General features: G+C 37.9%; 20 protein-coding genes. 1 reads left to right on the top strand and 19 read right to left on the bottom strand.

The features are described 5' to 3' along the window. Positions 1–308: 308 nt before the first annotated feature. From NSQ44_RS02210 to NSQ44_RS02180, 7 genes are all read right to left on the bottom strand, one after another. Positions 309–2,072: a hypothetical protein gene (locus NSQ44_RS02210; RefSeq protein WP_340854677.1), complete on the bottom strand. Its 1,764-nt coding sequence runs from the start codon at positions 2,070–2,072 to the stop codon at positions 309–311. An 898-nt stretch (positions 2,073–2,970) separates the two neighbouring features. After that, complete coding sequence (locus tag NSQ44_RS02205; protein ID WP_340854676.1) at positions 2,971–3,234, bottom strand: hypothetical protein; 264 nt, start codon at positions 3,232–3,234, stop codon at positions 2,971–2,973. 205 nt (positions 3,235–3,439) lie between these two features. Next, the gene (locus tag NSQ44_RS02200; RefSeq protein WP_340854675.1) at positions 3,440–4,510 is read right to left on the bottom strand and encodes an ABC transporter ATP-binding protein; all 1,071 of its coding nucleotides are present in this window, start codon (positions 4,508–4,510) and stop codon (positions 3,440–3,442) included. Further along, the gene (locus tag NSQ44_RS02195; protein ID WP_340854674.1) at positions 4,497–6,248 is read right to left on the bottom strand and encodes an ABC transporter permease; all 1,752 of its coding nucleotides are present in this window, start codon (positions 6,246–6,248) and stop codon (positions 4,497–4,499) included. The genes NSQ44_RS02200 and NSQ44_RS02195 overlap by 14 nt, the downstream gene beginning before the upstream one ends. Before the next feature lie 17 nt (positions 6,249–6,265). Then, positions 6,266–7,309, bottom strand: a complete 1,044-nt coding sequence (locus NSQ44_RS02190; RefSeq protein ID WP_340854673.1) for an ABC transporter substrate-binding protein — start codon at positions 7,307–7,309, stop codon at positions 6,266–6,268. Further along, entirely contained in the window at positions 7,302–8,117 is an 816-nt protein-coding gene (gene surE, locus NSQ44_RS02185; RefSeq protein ID WP_066248180.1) for a 5'/3'-nucleotidase SurE, read from the bottom strand. Before surE ends, NSQ44_RS02190 begins: the two co-directional genes overlap by 8 nt. Further along, positions 8,114–8,908, bottom strand: a complete 795-nt coding sequence (locus NSQ44_RS02180; protein WP_066248178.1) for a sugar phosphate isomerase/epimerase family protein — start codon at positions 8,906–8,908, stop codon at positions 8,114–8,116. The genes surE and NSQ44_RS02180 overlap by 4 nt, the downstream gene beginning before the upstream one ends. A 794-nt stretch (positions 8,909–9,702) precedes the next feature. On the opposite strand from NSQ44_RS02180, the gene NSQ44_RS02175 reads away from it, so the two are divergent. Then, on the top strand, positions 9,703–10,908 hold the full coding sequence (locus NSQ44_RS02175) for a serine hydrolase domain-containing protein (RefSeq protein ID WP_340854672.1): 1,206 nt from the start codon (positions 9,703–9,705) through the stop codon (positions 10,906–10,908). Positions 10,909–11,462: 554 nt separating this feature from the next. Here NSQ44_RS02175 and NSQ44_RS02170 read toward each other — a convergent pair. From NSQ44_RS02170 to NSQ44_RS02115, 12 genes are all read right to left on the bottom strand, one after another. After that, entirely contained in the window at positions 11,463–11,759 is a 297-nt protein-coding gene (locus tag NSQ44_RS02170) for a hypothetical protein (protein WP_063387903.1), read from the bottom strand. Positions 11,760–11,774: 15 nt separating this feature from the next. Next, positions 11,775–12,299 carry a stage II sporulation protein M gene (locus NSQ44_RS02165; protein ID WP_340854670.1) on the bottom strand — a complete coding sequence of 175 codons (525 nt, stop codon included), beginning with the start codon at positions 12,297–12,299 and terminating at the stop codon, positions 11,775–11,777. Then, entirely contained in the window at positions 12,300–13,004 is a 705-nt protein-coding gene (locus NSQ44_RS02160) for an ABC transporter ATP-binding protein (RefSeq protein ID WP_094245049.1), read from the bottom strand. Then, entirely contained in the window at positions 13,001–14,146 is a 1,146-nt protein-coding gene (locus tag NSQ44_RS02155) for a hypothetical protein (protein WP_340854668.1), read from the bottom strand. The genes NSQ44_RS02160 and NSQ44_RS02155 overlap by 4 nt, the downstream gene beginning before the upstream one ends. A 1,465-nt stretch (positions 14,147–15,611) precedes the next feature. Then, positions 15,612–16,805, bottom strand: a complete 1,194-nt coding sequence (locus NSQ44_RS02150; protein WP_340854666.1) for an ISL3 family transposase — start codon at positions 16,803–16,805, stop codon at positions 15,612–15,614. 348 nt (positions 16,806–17,153) lie between these two features. Further along, on the bottom strand, positions 17,154–18,020 hold the full coding sequence (locus NSQ44_RS02145; protein WP_340854665.1) for a PHP domain-containing protein: 867 nt from the start codon (positions 18,018–18,020) through the stop codon (positions 17,154–17,156). 38 nt (positions 18,021–18,058) lie between these two features. After that, positions 18,059–18,928 carry a PhnE/PtxC family ABC transporter permease gene (locus NSQ44_RS02140; RefSeq protein WP_445659487.1) on the bottom strand — a complete coding sequence of 290 codons (870 nt, stop codon included), beginning with the start codon at positions 18,926–18,928 and terminating at the stop codon, positions 18,059–18,061. Between the two features lie 36 nt (positions 18,929–18,964). After that, the gene (locus NSQ44_RS02135) at positions 18,965–19,750 is read right to left on the bottom strand and encodes a PhnE/PtxC family ABC transporter permease (RefSeq protein WP_340854663.1); all 786 of its coding nucleotides are present in this window, start codon (positions 19,748–19,750) and stop codon (positions 18,965–18,967) included. 14 nt (positions 19,751–19,764) lie between these two features. Then, positions 19,765–20,529: a phosphonate ABC transporter ATP-binding protein gene (gene phnC, locus NSQ44_RS02130; RefSeq protein ID WP_340854661.1), complete on the bottom strand. Its 765-nt coding sequence runs from the start codon at positions 20,527–20,529 to the stop codon at positions 19,765–19,767. A gap of 21 nt (positions 20,530–20,550) precedes the next feature. Beyond that, positions 20,551–21,606 (bottom strand): phosphate/phosphite/phosphonate ABC transporter substrate-binding protein, encoded by a 1,056-nt coding sequence (gene phnD, locus NSQ44_RS02125; RefSeq protein WP_340854660.1) that lies wholly within the window; start codon positions 21,604–21,606, stop codon positions 20,551–20,553. Between the two features lie 110 nt (positions 21,607–21,716). Then, positions 21,717–22,445, bottom strand: a complete 729-nt coding sequence (locus NSQ44_RS02120) for a phosphonate C-P lyase system protein PhnL (protein WP_340854658.1) — start codon at positions 22,443–22,445, stop codon at positions 21,717–21,719. Beyond that, entirely contained in the window at positions 22,423–23,073 is a 651-nt protein-coding gene (locus NSQ44_RS02115; RefSeq protein ID WP_162877053.1) for a DapH/DapD/GlmU-related protein, read from the bottom strand. The genes NSQ44_RS02120 and NSQ44_RS02115 overlap by 23 nt, the downstream gene beginning before the upstream one ends. Between the last annotated feature and the right edge of the window lies 1 nt (position 23,074).

Below are 23,074 nucleotides of genomic sequence, written 5' to 3'. Positions count from 1 at the left end.
ATAAGTACTTATGATTGAAAAAATTAATAGTTCCGGTATTTCAAGCACTGTGTGAGAAAAAGGTAAGTCCTACATGACAGCGGTCATATAAGTTGTGATTTCCCTATGAGAATCGTTGTAAAACAAAGTGACTGCGGTCATCTTCCATCAAGTCAACGAACCAATTCCAAACATTGATAGCTCTCTAACATAAAAATAACTGCGAAAGAAAAATTGTTTCCTGGTTGTAAATTTGGAATGCACTCATTGCGAGTATATAGCAGCGATTTCAAACACAAGAAATAAATCAGTCCCAGCGAGGCAATCACTTATTCAGTAATAGAAAGGATTTTAACTTTTTCAACATGGTCAATTCCTTTTTTCATTGTGTTCTTACAAACAATTAGGCAAATGGCTGAAACTATCATAAAATATAGAACAGATATGTAGTTGACAGCACCTGCCGCTTCCCTCAATACACCAATAAATAGTGATGCGAGCAAGTAATAAATAAAAGGCATGACGAGAAAGTTCCTCATAAAAGCTTGGCCGTTATTTACTATGCTTTCCTCTTCTTCTGTTGTTCCAATCTCGTATTCATGAATAAAATGAAACTTAGTGATAAATGGAAACAAGTATAATTGAATAAATGGAAAAACGAAAAAAGAGATAGTTATTCCAATAAAAGGAATGATCATCCTGAGATCAGCTATTTGGAAATACGTAAGAATCATTATATTCCCGATCGTCAAAAAGAAAGATGGAATTAAATATAGGCAATAAAACAATTTCAATTTTGCCCAAAAGAATTCAGTTAACGAAGAAAATGATAGTTGATACATCCATATGTTTCTTTTTTCGGTGCTAAAAGAAAAGAAAGAAGGAGTCAACATTCTCATTTCCATTGCTTGGTTAGCCAAAACCATCAAGTTCAATGTAAATAATAGCTGTATTTGGAGAGCCGTGTTCCCTGTCGCTGACATACATGCAGTAAAGAAACCTATATAAAAAAAAGCTTCGTAAGATAAGACCATATAATTAAAAAATTCTTTTGAGAGCAGCCATCTTTTTTCACGTATGATTTGTAGATCTTTATAAATCAGTGCATTCTTCGGCAAAAAAATAGAACGTACCCAATGCAGCAGCTGTAGATAGAAGTGAAAAAAGTCACGAAATCTCTTAATCTCTCCATGATCTTCAGTTGGAATCATTTTAACAGGCAAGGAAAGTACGCCAACTAGAAGGAAAATCAGAGGCCCTAACATCCATGGAGTCCCAATAAAATGTTCAATCTGCAAATATAAAGAGCCGTCTGAAAATAAACTCTTTTGAAAGGAGTTTATTTTATTCCCATATAGATTGATCAGCTGCTGAGATAGATTGACCCAAGCTGTATCTTCAGCTGCAGCCAAAAAGGATGGAAAATTATCCTTAAATGTTTTGAAAATAGGGACTAGAAGACCTGACACAAGAACGCGCCCCAGCATAAAAAAAGCAGTTGAGACAGCGGCGAAAAATACAAAACGGACCCACCCTATTTTTTTTACTACAATGTTATGAATATAGGCACCTGCAAGTTTATTGCTCGTCATAAACAACAGAGCGCCCAGCAGCAAAATATTCAACTGCTTCATCCAGAATAAAGCATCTAATGATTCCGCAATTCGTGATTGAAATAAAATATAAACAAAAAATAGGCTGGAATTTGTAAAAATGCTCCATACCAGCTCTAAAGCAATAAATGTGATATGTATTGATTTGAACGAGACTGGAGCAGCCTGAATAAGATCCATAAACGGTGGAATATGAGTTCTTCGATAAGCTCCGGCTCCCTTAAAAATTGAATAAAGAAGAAAAAAGACAATGAAACCACTCTCCCATTGCTGGCGATATTGCTGGGAGTATAGCCATTTGTACAAAACGGATACGATGACGAAGGCAAGCAAAATATCAAGAATAAAAGAAAACATCATATACTGTTTTGAACTAAGTTTTCTTAAAAAGGGCGCTTTTTTAATAATGAATTCGATGACAGCAGAATATTGCTGTTCCATTCGAATCGATAGCATAAGTGATAATAGCTTTATTAACATTCTCTCACCTGTATTTCAAAGTATGAAAATTCTTCATCGAAAAATAGTTTGACTTTCAAGCCGATAATCACTTTTCTTGATTTCCTTCTTTAGATATTAACGAATTGCTTCTTAACCTGCTGCAGCGCTCAATGAACGTCCGTCTGAACCAACTGCTGTTGGAATAGAAACGAGTGCAGTAATAGCTCCGCCAGCTTCAACAACATTTAAGACAACCGCCGCTACACTTTCACGATCTGCAGCTGGAAACGCTGAAGAGAGTGAGCACAGTGCAAACGTTAAATTGCCGACTGCTAAAGCACTAAAAGAAAAGACAGCTTGTTTTATTTCTTTTAGCTATTAACAGTAAATTACTTACTAAAATACTTTTTATTACCATCTAAGTTTAAGATATATTCAGACCACTATCAATACATCTTTGTAAATTTTATTCACAAAACTTTCACTCAAGTTTTTAAATTTTTTACAACACTCTAACCCAACAGATCAGGCAAGTATGAACTTCTATCCTGCTTGGCTTGTTAGGGATCTTATTACTATCGCAGATGATTTTTGTAGTCATGGAAGGGTATCATTCCGCTTACGAGGCAGCATTATATCTGATAGGAAATAATGAAGGACAAAAATCTTTTTTATTTATTATATGTCTTTGCATTATAGATCAAAAAATGCCTCTATATAACTTTATTAAGACAAAAGTAGAGCCGATTCTTTAATAGACAGACTCTAAAGTAAATTCATTCAAATTTCGTCTTAACAACTTATACAAAAACAAATTTTCCACAATTTAAGAGATATTCTTCCTTTTTCTAGAGATTTCATATTCTGAAGAAACATCTTTGGATAAGATGTTATTTATTTCTCCGATCAAATCATTTCCTAGCTCCTGAAATTTTTCTCAATCGATATTTTGATACTGAACACGATTCGTTAGTTGGTTAAATACATCATGATAACGAGAAATAAAGAGAGATAATTCATCTTCATTGTTTTCAGCTGTTTCTTCATTTTGTTGTCCTGTATTCGTTGAAGAAAGATTCGCTTCATTACTCTTCCCATTACTAGCTTCATTAGTTGACTCTTGATCTTTTTGTCTGACATTTTCTTCACTGTTTAAAAAATAAAAAGCAGATAGACTGACAAGCAGAAATAAACCGCACAACGATAACACTACTACTTACTTTTTTGACTTCATGTCTTCCACCCTATTCCATTTTTTGATCTATTCTAAATATATAAAATTTTAAATCTATAAAAAATGACAAAAAAGCACCCATCTCATTTGAGAGGGTACTTTCAAGCAGATTAGACCAAACTTAATCTCCATCAAGACAATCAAGTTTACACAGAACTTTGAATCTTTTATGTTATACAAGAACTGCTTCTTTTTTTATTACAGTATTTTGAAGAACGAGATTGACCGGATCTCCAACTTGAAAGCGGGAAGTATGTTGAATCAATTCATGTACCGTCCATTCTTCTTCACCTACTTGTACGATGTAATACATTTCTTTTCCTTGATATTGAACAAATTTTACCACCCCATGCGAAGAACCTTCTTTTGCTTTAGACAGCGCCCATTGATCCGGACGGACAGGATATAGACCCTTTTTTTTCAAATTAATAGATACTCCTATATCCGGCCATTTTTCATTAGGAAATGGCTTCGGAATAAACATTCCTTCCTCCCATTTACCTTGAATTAAATTGCATTTGCCTACAAAAGTTGCAACAAATTCTGTCTCCGGCCTTGTAAAAATCATTTCCGGCCGGTCAATTTGTTCAATTTTCCCACGATTCATTACGACAATTCGATCTGCCATCGCAAATGCTTCGCTTTGATCATGGGTAACATATATAATGGAAGCATTTGTGTGACGATGAATGTGTTGAATCTCCTTTCTCATTTCCATTCGAAGTTCAGCATCTAAAGCACTGAGAGGCTCATCCATTAATAAAAGACCTGGTTCTGCCGCAATTGCACGTGCTAAAGACACCCGCTGTTTTTGTCCGCCGGAAAGTTCATGAGGATATCGTTGGGCTAGCGACTCTAACCCAACCATTCGTAAAACATTTTTCACTCTATCCTCCCGCTGCTCCTTATCAGCCTTTGGAGCAAACGAATGATGCATTAAAGGAAATTGAACATGCTCATATACTGTCATATGCGGCCATAAGGCAAATGATTGAAAAACCATCCCTATGTTCCTTTTTTCCGGCGGGAGGACGGCTTCCGCTGAAGCAACAACAGTATCATTTATCGTAATGGTTCCGCTTGTCGGTTTCATAAAACCGGCCAGTAATTTTAATAATGTAGTCTTTCCACAACCAGAAGGTCCCAAAATGGCGATAAATTCTCCATCCTTGATTGTTAAATCAATGGAATGCAAAGCTGTGACATCCCCATATGATTTTGAAATCCCATCAAGCCGAATCATTTTGTTTCAACACCTTTCGTCTCCAAACTTTTTCAAGGCTGATAAACAAAAAACTGCCGAACAAAATTCCTAAAACAATTAAACTTGAAAATGCTGTGGAATAAGTGGTATATCCAGCCTGTTCGTAGTTAAAAATAACAACTCCCACCGTTTCGGCTCCTGTAGACCATAGAAGGCTGGAAACTGTCAGTTCGGTCAAAGAGGTTAAAAAGACCAACAAGGCTCCGCCAATGATACCCGGCAAAAGAAGCGGCATGAGAATTCGCCGCCATTTGACCAAAGGTTTAGCCCCTGACGTACGAGCAGCTTCTTCAATGGAAGGCTCTACCTGTGTCAGCGCCGTGTAGCTTCCCCTAACCTGTAAAATGATAAATCTTGTAATGTAGGCAATAATTAAAATCCAAATGGAGCCGTAGATACCCGGGTTCCATCCTGGCAACGGCTGCATCCATGAAAAGATCATACTGAGAGCAAAGACAGTCCCCGGCAGTGCGTAAGGTATCGTTACAAACAGCTCCACTAACTTTGTCCATCTATTTGGTGATTTATAGCGAAGATACGCAATGGCCGTTCCGACAATCAATGAGACAATTGTCGTTAAGATCGCAAGCTTCATGCTGTTGCTGATCGCTGACATCGTTTTTGGATCAGAGAATAGAATGTATCGATAGTTTTCCAGTGATAAATTTTCTAATTGAAAAGGGAGCCCGTAAGCTTTTATTAATGATGTCGTACCCATTGAAACGAACGGAACGAAACTCGTGAACAACAAAAATGCCCAAATGGCTATTTCGATCAAACGCTTCCACTTCAACGATAAATGAATGCGAGGTTCTTTATCCCGTTTGACCGTTTCAATTACACGGCTTCGCCTTAAAAGAAGCCATTGAATAGACAGTCCGATTAAAGCAATTGCTCCCAACAAAATCGATAGAACGGCCGCTCTTGCAAAGGCAGCCGGTCCAAATCCGACGACTTCTTCGTAAATATACGTACTTAGCACACGAATGTTTGCCGGGATACCTAAAAAAGCAGGGATCCCAAAGTTATCAAGATTTGATAAAAAAGCGAGCATCCCGCCGCTGCAAATCCCGGGCAATGCTAGCGGAAGGATGACCTTACGTATAATAGTTCCTCTTTTAGCACCGCATGTTTGTGCCGCTTGCTCAAGCTCCAGAGGAATTTTTCTAAACACTTCCACCGTTAGTAAATATACAAGCGGATAATGAGACAAACCTAAAATAAAAATGATTCCACCTATGCTATACAAGTTTGGCAGCTTCCAATCTCCCGGAAGCATATGAAGAACAGCTGCAATTGGTCCATTGCCGCTAAAAAACTGAACCCATGCAAGTGTTGTAATGTATGAAGGAATAATAAACGGAAGAAAGATAAACAGCTGCATCCATTTTTTCCCGCTAATGTTTAAATAGGCGATAACCCATGCCATCGCAATCCCTAAAATAAGTGAAACCAAAGTAGAACCGATGACGATATAAAGCGTATTTTTCACAGTGATCCATGTTTGTTCTTCTTTCAGCACTTCTGAGTAATTCGAAAGTGAGACGGCACCCTCTTCTGTTAAACTTAATAAGATAAGGCGAAAAACGGGAACTATAAAAAATAAAATAATCAGTAAAAACCCGAAACCCATCCACAAGTTTTTCAATGGGAAGAAACGAGAAAACGAGGACGTGCTCCTCGTCATCCCTTTTGTTTGCTCTTTACCAGGAAACATCGTCCTCTCTCCTTTAATTATTGTTGACCAAATATTTCACCAAATTTTGCTTTATCTTCTTCACGAGATTGATAAAGCTCAGATATGTCTGCATTCAGTACGTTCAACTCATCAATCGTTTTTAATCCCTCTGGAGCATTAACGTCTTGGCGAATCGGTGTATATCCAAGTTCAGCTGCTAATTTTTGTCCTTCTTCTGATAAAACGAAATCTACGAAAGCTTTAGCTGCTTCTTCATTTTTTGTATCCTTCATAATACCGATCGGTTCAGTAATGACAGGAACGCCTTCTTTCGGATAGATGAATTCTACAGGGGAACCTTCTTTTTTGGCGCGCGCAGCGAGATAATCAACAACGATTCCGTATGGCTTTTCCCCTGAAGCAACCGATTTTAACACACCGCCATTCCCTTTCGTAACAGCCATTCCGTTTTCTTTTAAACGCTTGAAGAAATCCCATCCTAAATCGTTTTGTCTTGTAAACACTCCAAGATTGTATGCAGCTGCTCCTGAATAAAACGGGCTTGGCATAATTGCTTTTCCTTTTGCGTCGCTTTCCGTCAATACATTCCAGCTATCAGGTATGTTTTGCACACTATTTGTGTTCACTGCAAGAACAGTTGCCATCACTTTTGTGCCTGTGTACATGTCGTCGCTGTCAATAAACTGACCCGGAATTTGTTCTGCTTCTTTTGATTTGTAAGAAAGTAAAAGATCGTCATTTTTTAAACTTTCAAACGTTACAGCGTCTGCAACAAGCAAAACATCTGCTTGAATGTTTCCAGCTTCTTTTTCAGCTTGTAATTTTGCAATCACTTCTTCCGTTCCTGACCGGAAAGTATTGACTTTTACATCAGGATATTTTTCATTAAAAGCTGTCACTAATCTTTGAGCATCTTCATCAGGCTGTGAAGTATAGAAATTAAGTTCCCCTGAGACTTCCTTCGTTTGTTCTGACTGCGTTTCTACATCATTGCTCGATGAGGCATTATTGCTGCTGCCACAGGCAGCTAATACAAAAAGTAATGTGAATATAGTGAAAGCGGACAACCATTTACGCATTGGAATGTTCCTCCTTACCCTCTTTTAAGAAATTTAAAGAGCATTTTCGAAACCAGCGTTCAATCTGTTCCATTTTCCGTTTGTGATGAACGGGAAACTCCACAGGTGAAACGGTAATATAACCTTCCTTTAGCTTTAAATAATCACTGTTTTCGTTGAGGTTTACTAATTGGTTTAATTCATCTTTTAACCAAAAATATACTTGACCGTGCGGATCGTTTAGCCCTACGTATCGATAACGGGAAACTGTCAAATCTAAAGGAACTACCTCAACACCTTTACAAAGATAAATCGGAATATTCGGTAAATTGATGTTTAAAAAAACTCCTTTAGGAATTCGGTTTTGTAAAATAATTTCAACCGCTTTATACAAAAGCTGTTTTGTTTTTAAATAATTTACCTTCGCTTCATCAAATTCGTTCAACGATACTGATACGGCTGGAACGTTGTAAAGAGAAGCCTCAACCGCACCTGCCAATGTACCAGAGTAATATAAATCCCTTCCTAAATTCGGACCAAGATTAATACCTGAAAACAAAATATCAGGCGGAGTCTTTAACAGTACTTCCATCCCAAGTTTGACGCAATCGGCCGGAGTACCGTTTACGGCCCATGCCCCTTTCGTTCCAGAGAATATTTCCACAGGTTTCACTTTTAATGGTGTTCTGAGAGTAATGGAATGGCCGACTGCGCTTCGCTCTTGGTCAGGACAAACGACATAAACTTCACCAAAATGCTGAAGAACTTCTACAAGTGCTTCGACTCCTGGCGCAAAAATTCCGTCATCGTTTGTAACTAAAATTCTCAACGGACGACCTCCTTCAATCGATTTCCGTTCCGTTTTATATACAGTACATTTTTCTTTAACACCATCAAATCTTTTGAAGCATCAAACCCTTCAATAATTACTGGAATATTCTCGATAGTTAAAAATTTGTTTAATATTTCTTCTCCGATATCACCGTCACCTAACGGTAAATGAAGAATTTCTTTTGTTGCATCACTAATATGAATTTTGTTTACCTCCGGCATTTCATTCCAGATAGAAAAAATGTCTGCGTGTAATGGAATGTGGGCGACATCAAATGTCGTTTGAATTTGCGGGAAAAAAGGTACAATCACTTTTTTTACGGCGGCTGGTTTAATAATAAACTCTTTCGCCTTCCATTCCATCATTTCTAACGATAACGTGAGTCCTTCTTGTCTAGCTTTTCGATCAAGTTCTTCCATTGATTCGAACAAAAGCTCTTCATGGATAGAAACGTCTGAATCCGCAAGAGTCAGCTTTCCTGGATGAAATGTAATATTATCAGCCCCAATTTGTGAAGCCAGCTCAATAGATCGAATAATTTCATGAACGGACTGCTTGCGAATGCCATTATTTAGAGAGCTTAAGTTTAAATCCCAGCTTGCTGCGTGCATCGTCAGTTGCATGTTTGTTTCTTCTTTGACCTGCCGGATTCGTTTAGGCATGCTTTCATATTTCCACACATGCTCTGCCCAAACCTCAACACCGACAAATTTTAACTCTTTTGCCAGCCTAATCACTTCCTCAACCGGAAATGCCCATGCAAGTGTAGAAGCAAAGCGTATATTCATCGAACTGATTTCCTCCTTTCTTATTTTTTAATGAAATGGAGAGATTCATTTTTACATTGCCGATTAGAGAAAGATTTCGTGATTTAAGTCCATGAAAATCACTTCCTCCTGAATCAACAATTGATTCTGACAAGCAATTGGAATATGTATATCCACTTCCTTTTCATCTATCTTAAGTTTAGAAAAGATTTGTTAAGGAACACTTAAAGGCGGTTTGAACTTTTGTAAACATTCTGTAAATGAAAAAATAAAAATAAGAAATGAAAAAGCGGCTTCAAATCGTAATTATGCATCATTCCCAACTTAGAATGTAAATTGTTTGTAAATTTTTTACGATTTATTCATATTCTTTGCTAAATACACTCTTTTTTGTTTAGATATCACATGTGTTGTCATATTATAAAAATCATTGCGGACGTGATATTTTCCGAGTTTACTAGCAGTTTCCCACACAGATGAAAAAATTCAGTTTGTTTTTCCAAATGAGATTGATCCCGGAAATAATCGCAAAATATTTTATATGCCCCTTTTGAGGACGCTAAAGGACATTTCGTTCAATGCGAAAATCCTTGCCGACAGTGGAATCTAAAAATTCTCTGCCTTTTCGGTTGTAGTACTTGAACTTAGCCTTCAATGCTGAATTCGCTGCTGATACAGCTTCAAAAAAGACAATGAAAAAGCGCTCAACACAATAAAATTTGACAGGCTCTGTTTGTGCGTGATATAGTTTGTTTTGAAAATACAGAAAATTTTTTAAATAATTAAAATTGTAAGCGCTTAAAGAGGGTAAAGATATGACAAGACAAGCAGTAAAGGATGCTCTCAAGGAAACTCTTGACAAGGTGTTGGATACCGCTGTAGGCAGGGCTGGAGGAGCCCCTGGTGTAGTTGCAATGGTAACTGACCGGGAGGGAAACATCTATGAGGGTGCAGCCGGTGTACGCGATCTTGGAAAGAAAACACCGATGACCACCGATACAGTGTTCGCTCTTTTTTCGACCACGAAGGCCATCACCGGTACGGCATTGATGAAATTGGTCGAGGAAGGAAAAGTCAGTCTCGACGATCCGGTCAAGAAGTATGTACCTGAGATTGCCGAGATTCCAGTTCTCGAAGGGTTTGACAAAGACGGGCAGCCAAAACTAAGGGAAGCAAAAACCGACGTTACGATCAACATGTTGATGCTTCACACTGCCGGCTTCGGCTACGAGTTCTTCAGTCATGAAGATCGAAAATACCGTGAAGCAAAAGGAGTACCTTCCATTCTCACTAGTACATTTGACTCTGTAAAGAGCGTGCTTCTATTCGAGCCAGGTGAACGCTGGAACTATGGCGTCAACATCGACTGGGTTGGTAAAGTTGTTGAAGCCGTATCCGGTAAACGACTGGGCGAAGTGATGGCAGAGCGTATTTTTGCTCCACTCGGCATGTCCGACATCGGTTTCACGTTATCACCTTCGATGATGGAACGCCGCGCAACCATCCACAGCCGCAGTCAGGATGGTCAACTCACACCAAAACCTGAGCTTATTCTCCCGCAATCTCCAGAAATGGATATGGGAGGACATGGTTTGTATGCGAGCATTGGCGAATACACGAAGTTTATCCGAATGATTCTGAATGACGGTGCGGGTGTACTCAAACCAGAAACAGTCGCGCAAATGTCTCAAAACGGACTTGGGGAATTGAAGAGCGGCGGATGGATTTCGTCCGATCCAACGCTGGCTAATGACGGCGAGTTCTACCCCGGCGTACAAAAGTCGTGGTCTTATACATTCCAGGTAAACGATGAACCTACCCCTACAGGTCGTCCAGCAGGCCAATTGATGTGGTCGGGATTGGCTAACCTGTTTTACTGGATTGATCGCAAAAACGGGATTGGCGGATATTGGGCTACGCAAATATTTCCGTTCCAAGATGTGGGTTCATACTTAGGCTTCCTCGAATTCGAGTCAGCAGTCTATAGTACGTTGAAACGGTTCGGTCAGATTACGACTTGATCTAGGGAATGGAGACTATACAGATGACTCCCCCGCTTACTCCGTATCATGTCACAAAGTGCGGATGGATGATCATATAAAGTATTTTCTTTCTAACATACACTTCAGCGGCGGAAGCCATAGCTTAAGAGCTTGTTAGAAATATATTCGATAGCGCTTTCTTTAAGAATCCTTTTATGCACTGCATTTATCAATATCAATCATTGAATATCGGAGATTTTCCGGGCCAATCTTTTTGCCTATCCAGCAAACTGAAACAAATTTTTAAGGGGCTTTCTAATAAGTCGATTTTCCGGCTTATAGACGCCCCTTTAATGTTTTAGAAACTTGATATATCAACGCTTATGATGTTTCGTTTTCAGTGGATTTTGACTTTCTAGACAGCCCCTGTTTGTGCTTCGAGCAGCTTTTATTGTCTTTTACATTATGGCTGCGGCGAAATCTGTCAGAAATGTATATTTCCATCAAAATCACGAATTAGACTTCAATATATTAGATGAAATGAAAATTTGTGAGCGTCATAAGATACAGTCTTTACAACTTTTGTTAGAAATTCAACCTTGGAACCACCATATCGTAACTATAGTTAGAAATAAAAGATATATGAATGATATAATTCGGAAGAGCCTTTTTTTATTTTTAAACGGCGGCTTCCACATTATGACGATAATGGCAGGAGCAAACAGAGTGATTAAAATGAGTTTTATCTCAATAAATGCTATACATAAAGCTAATAATATGGAAACGTAAAAAACGGGTATAAACCATGTGCTTTTTTCATTTTCTTCATCATCTGACCCATTATTCGAATCATTCAGTAATTTTTCTAAGTTTAGTTTTTCCCATAGCATATGCTTTACACCTCCTCATGAAAGTTGGGCCATTAAATATGGAGTGATCTTAGCCTCTACAACTGCAGCGATAAATGTCAAAATGATCATTAGAAAAAAGAATGTAAAGATGTCCTTTAAAAAAACGGAATTTGATTCTCCCCTCATTTTGGCAATGACCGCATCAATCAGTTTAAACCCAATAGAACCCGCAATAATCATAGCAGGAATCTCAAATATACCATGTGGAACTAGGGCTGTTACAATATAAATTAGATCGTTCCCATGTTGAAGACTGTGCATGATAGATACACCAACTAAAAAACGATTGACTAGTAATAAAGCAGCAGTAAAAATTCCAAACGTAAATATAGTAAAGCTTATGAAAACATCCGCAAGTAGGTTATGTATAAAATAATCAAATATAGTACGGCCAACGTTTGGTTCCTGTCTTTCTACAGGTAAGATATTGCTAAAAAAAGTACCCATGATAATTCCAATCACGTATATTATAAACGCTACTGATAAAACCCGCTTATTTCGCAGTAGAACGGTTTTCATTTAACCAATCTCTTCCATATCGTTAATAATCATATTTTCGAAATTTATTATGTTTTTCATGTTCGTGTATTCCTTTAATATTTCCCCATTGATTAAAACTCCTACACGATCGCATAGATTTTGAGCAACATGCACTAAATGAGTAGACATGAAAATAATTTTCCCACTATCTGCGTATTCCCTTAAAAACTTTTTCATAAACATTGTTGTCGGAGGATCAAATGAGCTTAGCGGCTCATCTAGTAAAAGCACATCCGGTTCATGAATGATAGCACCGGCAACAGACAGCTTATGCTTCATACCAAAGGAAAGAGTTGAAATCATTTCATTTTCCTTATCTTTTAGTGAAAAATTTTTTAACAACATTTGAATACGGTCAGTTTTTTGCGAATCGGGTACTTGCTGCAGATCAGCTATAAAATCTAAATATTCCTTTGGAGTAAGATAATTGTAAATAAAAGGTGTGTCCGGCACATAACCAATATATTGTAAAAATTCGGATCGATCATCATCAATTGTCTTACCATCAATAAATATTTTTCCAGAGTCTGGAGTGACCAATCCGATTATACATTTAAGCAAAGTGGACTTCCCAGCACCGTTTGGCCCTAATAATCCATATATTTCTCCTCTTTTTAATGTAATATTAATTGATTTTAATACATCATACTCCTTATACCTTTTTGAAACATTTTTAATAATCATCTGCTCATCTCCCAATGAGAAGTACCGACTCGTTTAATCCAAAAGTAAAAGAATATAAAAAAGCTTATGAGTAGCAAGGAAGAACCTGAGATTGCCAACATATTAAAAAGAATGCTGCTGATATAGTTTTTCCAGTAAAGAACCCCCAACAGCCCATATATTTCTAAATTTAATATTAAAACAATTCCAAGAATCGTGTGTTCAAAAACAGAAGCTTTAACGGAAGAGCCAATATCTTCAATATGTTCCCAATCCAGACGCGGATACAAAAACGTTCCAATAATTTGAGCACTGCTGATGATAATAGCGGTAGTATTTACAAGGACAAATATCATAATGACAGTACTTAGTTTCAGATGAAAAAACGATACAACACATATAAATAAAACGTTCATGACGATCAAAATAGGAATAACATGTAAAATCGCCTTGCTTACGATTAACTGGTTCAAAGAAGAGCCTGACCCTTTATATAAAAGCAAGTTCTCCCTTTCAGCATCAGCTGATGTAATCCCTAATAATCCGTCTCCTAAAAACGAGACATTTATTGATACTGCAAAGATGATCGGATATATTACGAAAAGAGCCGGGAATTCAAACCAATTTTGCATCATTCCTAATCCGAGCAATAAACCGATTTCGGAAGCCAGCATATAGATAGATAAATAAAACCTCTTTTTTATTAAAAAATTCGCTCGAGTGAAAGCGATGAAATCTTTTTTCATAACCGCCAAAACTTTCCTTGATAAAAGCTTTTTTAGTTTTCTATCAATAAAGTTATGAAAAGATCTGTTTTTTATTATTTTGACATTTGTTTTTTCATTGGAAAGCTGCGAAATATCTTTTACGTCTAAATATTTATTTACAATAAGATACGAAATATAAATTAGAATGATTCCAATAATTAGCAACAACGGTTGATAATAGAGAAAGTATTCTACTTCCATTAGTGTATTAAATAACCAATTAGTAGGCAGCACATAACCAGTCAAAATCACATCAAGATTGAATTTAGAAATAGAATGAACGATCGATTCTATAAAGTTTTCCTCATAAAAGTAGCTAAAGCCTAACCAGCCAAATACAATCGTAGACAGAAATGATAGCAGCATAACAAAAACGAAAGAAAGTACACTTTTCACAGCTGACTGAAAAACAACATGCAAAACCTTTGAATATATTATGTATAATCCTGACGAATAAAAACTGACGACCCCAATTAAAAAAAGAACATAAAATGGAAACGATACAAATAACAATAGCCGAGAAGTTATTGATTCTTCTACAAAATTTAAAACGTAGAACAGGATTGGATATAAAAAGAAAAGAGTCGAAAACAGTGACTTGAAAATGATTTGCGTAAAAAATCTTACCAATAATATATCTTTTGGATCTGTTTTCACGGAGTATAGTAAGAGAAAATCTTCCGGATAGACAAACCTTTGCAAAATATCATGAGAAGAACGAAGATTGCTGATTAAATTCCATAATACTAGCAAATTGACTAACAAAACAGCTGCTTGAGAAAAATAAGGAATGATTAGTTCTACTAAATGATATAGGATAAAATTGTATACTCCAAAAATGAAAACAAATAAAACTATATAAGTTGAAACTTTGTTTTACATCCAGTAGAACGCCCGCTGCATTCTATCAAAATGACTTGTTATGAAGGAAAACAGAATCGAACAATCGGAAAATCTTTATTGCAACTTATATAGTAATATTTTTTGATTCAATAAATTTTCCCCAAACGGAAAGAAAAAAAGAAATCTATTGACATAGCGTCTAAAATTTAACTTGAAATTCGAATAAAATAGATTAGACTTTAACATACTGCCCCCTGAATTTAAAATCTAGGGCGATGGCAAAAACTTATTTCACCATCACTCGATTTTTTTAATTTGCCATTTCGAGCCCATTCTTTATCTAGATTGAATATATCATAAATAATAGAAAAAATTCCATATTCTGATAAATTTTATTTTAAGGGAAATGCCCGCGCTTTTTTAATAAGCGTCCATTTTACAGAGATGATTTGACGATTACATGAGAGAGTTACAAAAAGTGAACTGGAGCAGGTTGCCTTTTGCCGTTGAAGTAGCTTCAAGCGCTGAAAGATGAGAGGGAATAGATTGACAGAGCTTCTCTTTAACATGAGATTCTTTTACCAGTAATTTTGTTGAAGCCCTTACAGAAAATCATAATTGAAGGATGAACGCAAAACGGAATGTTTAATAAGTTGTCAGTTTCTGTATTCTATCTTCCAAACCGAAAAGCCGAAAGCCTACTGATAGGGAAAAGAGTAAAAATTGTCAAAAAAGCCGCAGTTATTATTCTCATTTCTGAGGGAGCTCTTGCACGCTGCAATTTGGCAGGAACAATGAAAAGGGAGAAAAGAAATTGAATAAAGGACTTTGTCTCTTCACCATAGTTTGTGATTTAAGCACAATTCTGGCAATTAGTTAGCTAGATTATGGCCCCTCACAATCTCTCCTTCTTCAGCTTACAGACCGGCCAGTTGGTGGAAAGGAAGCGGTCAAGTGCTTTCCTTGACGGCTTCCTTTCCACCAACTATCATCCACCATAATGCTGAAGAAGGAGGGGCTAGGACGCCTGTTCTTGATAAGTTTTTCCTGTACATTCCAAAAATACACGTGTTCTAAATCGATGTAGGTTCCTATATCCATAAGCCCGGCGTTTTATGTTCTTAATTTTATGGTTGGTTCCTTCTGTTCTTCCGTTTGTAAAAGGTGTCTTAAAGTATTGCAGGATTTGCACTTTCCAATTTTCCAGTGTCTTGGCGGCCTCATGAAAAGACGGAAAAGGGCTACTCCATGCGAATTGAATCCACTCGGTTAGGAGCACTTGAGCTGTCTCATAGTCAGGGGATCTATACACGTCCCGAAACAGTTCCTTCAGACCATAGCTGTAAGCCAGCTCATCATGTGTTTCCAAGAGTTCATCTAACTGTTCTTTTTGATATTCTTTTAAGTTTTCATAACTTTTCAAGAGGAGGAAACGACTTTTTTTCAAGCCAGGAATTTTCTTACGGACTTGATCTAAAGCTTGAGTTACCTTTTGAACCACATGATATTTATCAATGACAATATCGGCGCATGGAAAAGCCTTCCGGACAGCCTTGTGGAAAGGGTCCCACATATCCATGACAATGGTTTTTACCCGGTCAGAAGCCACTACCTTTTGGTTTAAAAGCTTCAGCGTTGACTCATAATCGCGGTTCTGGCCCATCCCCATGACAGCACCTAGGTTGGCATCTAAGAGGACCGTTTCGTATTTATGGCCTTTTCGGACGGATACTTCATCCAGACTTAGGGCCATGTCTTGTTGGTCCTGCATTTTTTCAAGATATTCTTCATGAAGGTCCACCTTTTCCTGGGCAACCGTATAAAAAATACGTTCTACAGTGGAATAAGCTATACCATGTTTACGGCTGACATCCTGAATGGTTGTTCCCAAGACTTGTTCATACAGAAAAAGTCGAAATCGATTGGTATAGTGCTGGCGTGACATAATGGATTCATACGTTTCTGTAAAAATCTCTTGACAGTTTTCACATTTGTACCGTTTTACACACACCAAAAGATATAGTGGCTTATTTAGTACGCATAAATCACGTACTTTTCTTGTCCTCCTGTCATGGACAAAAGAGGTGAAAAAGCCACATTGGGGACAGCGTGCCTCCTTCTCTTTTCTTTCAACATGGACGGTATAATGAGTAGAATGCATTTCTTGTTTAATAACTTTAAATTCTGGCAATTCTAGTGGTACAGAAAACATTTTAGAAACCTCCTAATTAATGTGGTGTGCTAGCTAACATTATTGCCAGGAATTCTAAAATGTTTTCTTTTTTACTGTAAAATCACCAAAAGTGATGAAGAATCAGGACTTTTTTATATGTAAGTCCTTTATCCGTTCAAAACGATAATAATCGGAAGACAAAAGGCTGCAAATTGTTGTTAAAATAATCGCCGAAGTAAAGAATCAATTTAATATTCATCTGTTTCCCACTGTTAATGACGGAACATATTTTTTACACACTACAATTATTGAAAAGAGAAGCGTTTTTTGCGCGAATTATATTCCTAACTTGGCTCCAAAAAAATGAAAGTTGAGAGCTTCTTACATTTACGATAATGTTTTCTTACTTTCACATAGCTTTTGATAGCGTTCGAGAAGTTTTTCATATCGAACCATTCCGGCATCTTTGCTGCCTAGTTCAAAATTTCCATAAAAGCCGTGAAAATCAGATCCTCCTGTTTCGATCAGCTCGAATTGGTCCGCATAATATTTGACAAGTTCTTCGTCCTTAGGTCCATGCAAAGGGTGAACTGCTTCGATGCCTTCTAAGCCAATCTCAACCCACTCGGGAATTGCATCAAAATTGTTGAATTGTTTTGGATGGGCAAGTACCGGCAAACCGCCCGCCTCGCGGATGGCAACAATCGCATCTTCCACATCGACATACTGTATAGGTATGTGCGCTAATCCTTGCGGCTTTCCTTCCCCGCCTTTTGAAAAAAGCTTATCATATAGATCGCCATAGATTTTGTCAGCGTATCCTTTGTTTATTAAAGCATGCATAATATGCTGTTTGTATACCCCTGTGCCGTCTTTGGCGAATTGTTCTACTTCTTCCCATGAAATGTTAAAACCTGCTTTCATAATTCTTTTCGCCATTTCATATGATGCTAGGTGTCTCATCTTTAACAGCGGGCTGCACAGGTTTTCAATCGCTTCGTGATGCGGTTCCACAAAAAAGCCTAAAATATGGGCTCTCCGTTGTCTTTTATAGTCATAAGCCGAAATCTCGATCCCTGGAATAATGGTTACTCCGAGCTGCTCTCCTATATATTTCGCTTCCTTTAATCCTTTTGTCGTATCATGGTCCGTAATTGCCAAATGGGTGATTCCTTTTTCTTTCGCAAGAGAAATCAATTCAAATAGACTCATTGAGCCATCTGATATATTTGAATGACAATGTAAATCAATCATTACGGTCAACACCTGCTTTCACTGTTTTTATAAAATAATTAATGAGTTTCACGCAAATTTGCCTTCATTCTTGTCGAAACAAATTCGAAAATGATCGCTAAAACAAGAATGAAGTAAGTAATCATTCCGATTTCCCTTAAATCAAAATAAAATCCGCTCGCCATAAACAAATCAAATCCGATCCCGCCTGCTCCTGCGGCAGCCCCCATCGCAACGGCAACAGAAAAGTTAATCTCAAATCTCATAAACGTCCAAGAAATTAAATACGTCATTGACGAGGGGATTACCGTCTGAAACACAATTTGCCACCAATTGGCCCCGCAGCCCTTTAATGCTTCGATCACACCTTCATCCAACTCTTCGAACGATTCAGAATATGCTTTAATCAAATAGCCAATGGAGTGAAACGTCATGCCAATAACAGCTGCAACACTTCCTAGACCAGCAGCGACGGAAAAAATCAGCACCCACAAAACAGTAGGAACGGCGCGAATAAATGCAACAAAGGCTTTAATGGTATTGGAAACAACTTTATTTGATAAATTTTGCGCTGCCAAAAGCCCTAGAAAAAGTGCAATAACAGCTCCGAACACTGTCGTCAAAAAAGCAAGCCCCAAGGTTATCAACACTTGATAGATTGCTTCTGTTATAGTTAATCGCGAAAAGCTTGCTTCGAAAAACATTGTTTTAAAATTCGCAAACGTTTCTTTTAATCCAGACATGAAATTTGTATCGCCATAATCAAACACGGTAAAACTATAAACAGTAATAACGAATAATGCTGTCAATGTCAGCCGGATGGCAATTGCCTGCTTCGTCAACGGTTTCACTTTTATTTTCGAAGAATGCGTTAATTTTCCGCTGTCTTTCAGAGTGCTTCCAGTTTTCATCAACCATTCATTATTCATATCATCACCCTTTCTTCCTTAAATTTTCATTCATCGTTATAAAATGACCCTTCTTATCAAATTCGAAAGATATTCAATGACAAATACCGTCAGTACGATAGTTATGACAACCAAACTCGCTGCACTATAATTGGAGCTTTTATAATACAAGTCAAAAGAAAAACCAATTCCTGTACCGGTTAAAATTCCAACTAAAGTCGCGCTGCGAATATTCGTTTCAATTTCAAATAATACCCAACTGATCATTTGGGGAAGGCTGGATGGAATGACCGACTGGAAGATGATCGGAAAAAATTGGGCGCCGGTTGCACGCAATGCTTCAACGGAACTATTGCTAACTTCATCGATCGTTTCTATAAATGCTCGCGTTAAAAAACCAAAGGAGGCGAAGAACAAAGCAAAAAATCCGGTAATGGAGCTTTGTCCAAAAGAAAAGAGCAGAATCAATGCCCATGCAGCTACCGGAATATTACGAGAAACAGTTGCAATTCCTCTGCTTATTGCACTTAATAAACCATTCACTTTCGTCGTCTTCGAACCACATATTGCAAAAAAAGTAGCAAAAATAGCTGCAGTTGTCGTGGAAGCGACTGATATTAAAACTGTTTCTTGTAATTTACTTAAAATATCCGGAAGCTTTTCCATCGCTTTTGCATCAGGAAAAAAATTTGTCACTCCCCACTCTACTGCCTTTGCGACAGAGGTGAGTCCTTTCACAAGCTGAAAATCTGTTATAAACATAGAAAGATACGTTAACACAATCAACAATAAAAAAAATAAGGAGAAGCTTCTTCTTCTTTTTACAAAGATATCTGCTTGCATGATCTTCACCTACATTAAAGAATCAGATTCTTTACTTCAGAGCCATAAATATTGCGAACAATATCTTCCGTTATTTCTTTCGGAGGACCATCGTACACTTTCTTTCCATTATTAATACCGATAATTCGATTAGAGTACTTCAAAGCGACATCGACTTGGTGCAGGTTGACAATACAAGTAATTCCGAGTGTAGAAGAAATATTTTTTAAATGATCCATGATGATTTTGGCTGAGTTTGGATCTAAGGAGGCAATCGGCTCATCACACAATAGCATTCTCGGATTTTGAATTAAGGCTCTGGCAATTCCGACGCGCTGTTTTTGTCCGCCGCTTAGCTGATCACACCGTTTATACACTTGATCCTCCAGCCCCAACAATCCGAGAATATGAACCGCCTGTCTTTTCTCCTCCTCGCTGTATAAACCGAATGCTCCTGCCAAAGTTGACTTGTAGCCGAGCCTGCCGTGGAGCACGTTTTCAATTACGCTTAATCTAGTGACAAGATTGTAATGCTGAAAGACCATTCCAATGGTTGCTCTCACTTTTCTTAAGCTTTTTTTGCCAAGCTTTAAAATGTCGACACCATCAAATATGATTTCACCGCTAGTCGCTTCGATCATGCGGTTAATACACCGGAGGAGGGTTGATTTCCCCGCCCCCGATGGACCAATAATCGAAACGAATTCCCCTTCTTTTACAGAAAAGTTCATGTCTTGAAGAGCCATTGTATTGGTTCCATAGCGTTTTGACACGTTATTTAATGTTAAAATGGCTGTCATCGTTTATCCCTCACCAAATCCTTATTTAGACAATTCTCTGATCGGATCAAACCAAGAATCCTCTACTTCAACGAAACGCTCATTAGCTTTTTTCGTAAACAAACCGCTAAAATCAGAATCCTCCGGCACGAAAATCTTCGTATTGTTGGCTACTTCATCAGAAACAAAAGCTTCCACAAGCTTTTTGCGATCTTCTTCAGATACGGTTTCCGTATTGACAACAAACGGAGCATTCAATACCGGTGTGACTGAAATTAAGACAAATTCCTTTCCAGGCACAGTATGAAACGGCTCAGCAGCATCATTTTTGACTTTATATACCGCTCCCGGTTTATTTTGCTCACCGTCAACTAATTCAATATAGTTGTTCACACATGTGTCGCAAAATGCTGCTACATCTACTTTTCCAGACAGTAAGTTAACCGCAGACCCTTGATGAGAGCCTCCATATTGCACTTCGCTGAAAAACTTGCCCTCGCCGCCTTCTAATAAATCTTCAGCAGTTAAATCTTTGTACTCTTCTTTTTTGTTAAAGTACGAAACGATTTCGGTCGATGGAACTTTAAAGCCTGATGTGGAGCTGTTAGACACAAATGAAAATTTCTTTCCAGCTATATTATCAATGGAAAACCCGGAGCCGCTTTTGTACTCGTCTTCATCCCCTTTATTTACGGCAAGCCAGCTGTAGTACATGGCATCATCAAGTGTGCCGGATTCACCGCTCGGAACAACGAGAGGAAGCACTTTTTCATTTTTGTCATGAGCCTCTATGTATCCCTGTGCACCCATAAACGCTAAATCAGCATTTCCGTTTGCAATCGCCTCAATGGCAATAATGTAATCAGTTGTCGTCTTATGCTCGACTTTCTTTCCAGTTGCTTCTTCAATCAACTTAGCGATTTCGTCACGTGCCGCTTTCAAATCTTCACCGGATTCATTCGGGTACCATGCAATTGTAAGCGTATCGTCGCCGCTTTTTTGAGCGGAACCGCTTTCTGTTCCTGCAGATGATGAACATCCTGATAAAAAGATGACCAAGATGAAAGCGATGCTCATAAACCTTATCATTTTTTTCATATTCATTACCCCTTTTCTTGTCAAAATAGATTTTTTTCCATTTATAATTGAATATAAAGGATGAATGTAAAGGAACTGTTAATTCATACCGTTGAATTACTAAATAATTTTTAATGTTTTGTAAAGGGATTTTTTTCTGAATACTTGACGATTTCTCCGTCTATCATCCGGTATTCTACATCACATAAATTTTGCATGAACAACAAATCATGAAAAATTCCCAGCATTGTTGTCCCTTCGCGAACGAGCTGCTCCATCAATACTCTTACTTTTTCCTTCGATTCATCATCTAAACTTGCCGTCGGTTCATCCAATAAAAGTAGTCTCGGACGCTTTACCATTGCTCTAGCGATGTTCAACCGCAGTTTTTCACCTCCGGAAAAAGTAGCAACATAACTATCCCAAAGCTGCGGATCCAGTTCAAAATGCGTCAATATTTTTTCTGTTTCTTCCTCCGCATACTTATCGTTATGCCCCATTTCTAATATCGCTTGTTTGACTATTTCTCTGGCCGTTATACGCGGCAAAGCATTCAAAAACTGTGATACGTATCCGATCTCATGCTTTCGTAAATAAATCATTTCTCTTTCCGTTGCTTCTCGCAAATTGATTAGGCCAAACTTTTTTGAGTTGTACCAGATGTCTCCACTTTCAGGCAAATACGTGCGGTAGATGCATTTTAAAATGGTTGATTTTCCGCTGCCGCTTTTACCGGTAATGCCGACAAATTCTCCTTCTTTTACAATAAAGCTAATCTTGTTAATTGCGTGGATTTCCTTGTTTACGTTGTGCAATCGAAATGTTTTGGACAGATTCTCAACCGTTAAAATGTTTTCCACTGAATTCCCTTCTTCCCTCATACTTATCTAGAAATGTTTCAATATGTTGAGACAAGTCGTCGATTCGTTCTTTCAACGTTTCATACGACCAATCCCACCACTTGATTCGTTCCAATCGTTTAACCGTTTGCTCATCAAATCGGCGCCTTAACGGTTTGGCTGGTATTCCAGCAACGATTGTATAAGGCTCCACATCCTTTGTCACAATGGCTCCGCTGCCGACTACTGCACCATTGCCGATTTTTACACCAGGCATGATGATGGCCCCATGGCCAATCCATGTGTCATGGCCGATATAGGTGATTTGTGCTTTACGCCATGATAAAAACGCTTCATCGTCATGAGTATCAACTCCATACATTTTTCTCCGATACGTAATATGGTGCAAAGTAGGGCGATTCATTGGGTGAGCGGTTGGGCCGATTCGCACCATCGCAGCAATATTGGAAAATTTTCCGACTTCAACATTTTGCAGAATGCAAAACTGCCCTGTATAAGAAAAGTCTCCCATTTTTACATTTTCTAAATAATTGTGAGCTCCTATTTCTGTGTATTCACCTAATTCTGTATGAAACAACTGGCAATGTTCATGGATATAAGGTTTTTTTGACAGCTTTTTCTCGATCATA

It is taken from the genome of Aeribacillus sp. FSL M8-0254, from assembly GCF_038008845.1.
Lineage (GTDB): Bacteria > Bacillota > Bacilli > Bacillales > Aeribacillaceae > Aeribacillus > Aeribacillus composti.
This window is presented reverse-complemented; position numbering and strand designations above follow the sequence as displayed.

Coding starts and splice junctions, on each gene's coding strand:
- NSQ44_RS02165 (WP_340854670.1), bottom strand. CDS start 12,299: ATGAAAACCGTTCTACTGCGAAATAAGCGGGTTTTATCAGTAGCGTTT.
- NSQ44_RS02160 (WP_094245049.1), bottom strand. CDS start 13,004: ATGATTATTAAAAATGTTTCAAAAAGGTATAAGGAGTATGATGTATTA.
- NSQ44_RS02135 (WP_340854663.1), bottom strand. CDS start 19,750: ATGCAAGCAGATATCTTTGTAAAAAGAAGAAGAAGCTTCTCCTTATTT.
- phnC (WP_340854661.1), bottom strand. CDS start 20,529: ATGACAGCCATTTTAACATTAAATAACGTGTCAAAACGCTATGGAACC.
- NSQ44_RS02140 (WP_445659487.1), bottom strand. CDS start 18,928: ATGAATAATGAATGGTTGATGAAAACTGGAAGCACTCTGAAAGACAGC.
- NSQ44_RS02115 (WP_162877053.1), bottom strand. CDS start 23,073: ATGATCGAGAAAAAGCTGTCAAAAAAACCTTATATCCATGAACATTGC.
- NSQ44_RS02180 (WP_066248178.1), bottom strand. CDS start 8,908: ATGAATATACGCTTTGCTTCTACACTTGCATGGGCATTTCCGGTTGAG.
- NSQ44_RS02175 (WP_340854672.1), top strand. CDS start 9,703: ATGACAAGACAAGCAGTAAAGGATGCTCTCAAGGAAACTCTTGACAAG.
- NSQ44_RS02170 (WP_063387903.1), bottom strand. CDS start 11,759: ATGCTATGGGAAAAACTAAACTTAGAAAAATTACTGAATGATTCGAAT.
- NSQ44_RS02195 (WP_340854674.1), bottom strand. CDS start 6,248: ATGTTTCCTGGTAAAGAGCAAACAAAAGGGATGACGAGGAGCACGTCC.
- phnD (WP_340854660.1), bottom strand. CDS start 21,606: ATGAAAAAAATGATAAGGTTTATGAGCATCGCTTTCATCTTGGTCATC.
- NSQ44_RS02145 (WP_340854665.1), bottom strand. CDS start 18,020: ATGATTGATTTACATTGTCATTCAAATATATCAGATGGCTCAATGAGT.
- NSQ44_RS02190 (WP_340854673.1), bottom strand. CDS start 7,309: ATGCGTAAATGGTTGTCCGCTTTCACTATATTCACATTACTTTTTGTA.
- NSQ44_RS02200 (WP_340854675.1), bottom strand. CDS start 4,510: ATGATTCGGCTTGATGGGATTTCAAAATCATATGGGGATGTCACAGCT.
- NSQ44_RS02210 (WP_340854677.1), bottom strand. CDS start 2,072: ATGTTAATAAAGCTATTATCACTTATGCTATCGATTCGAATGGAACAG.
- NSQ44_RS02150 (WP_340854666.1), bottom strand. CDS start 16,805: ATGTTTTCTGTACCACTAGAATTGCCAGAATTTAAAGTTATTAAACAA.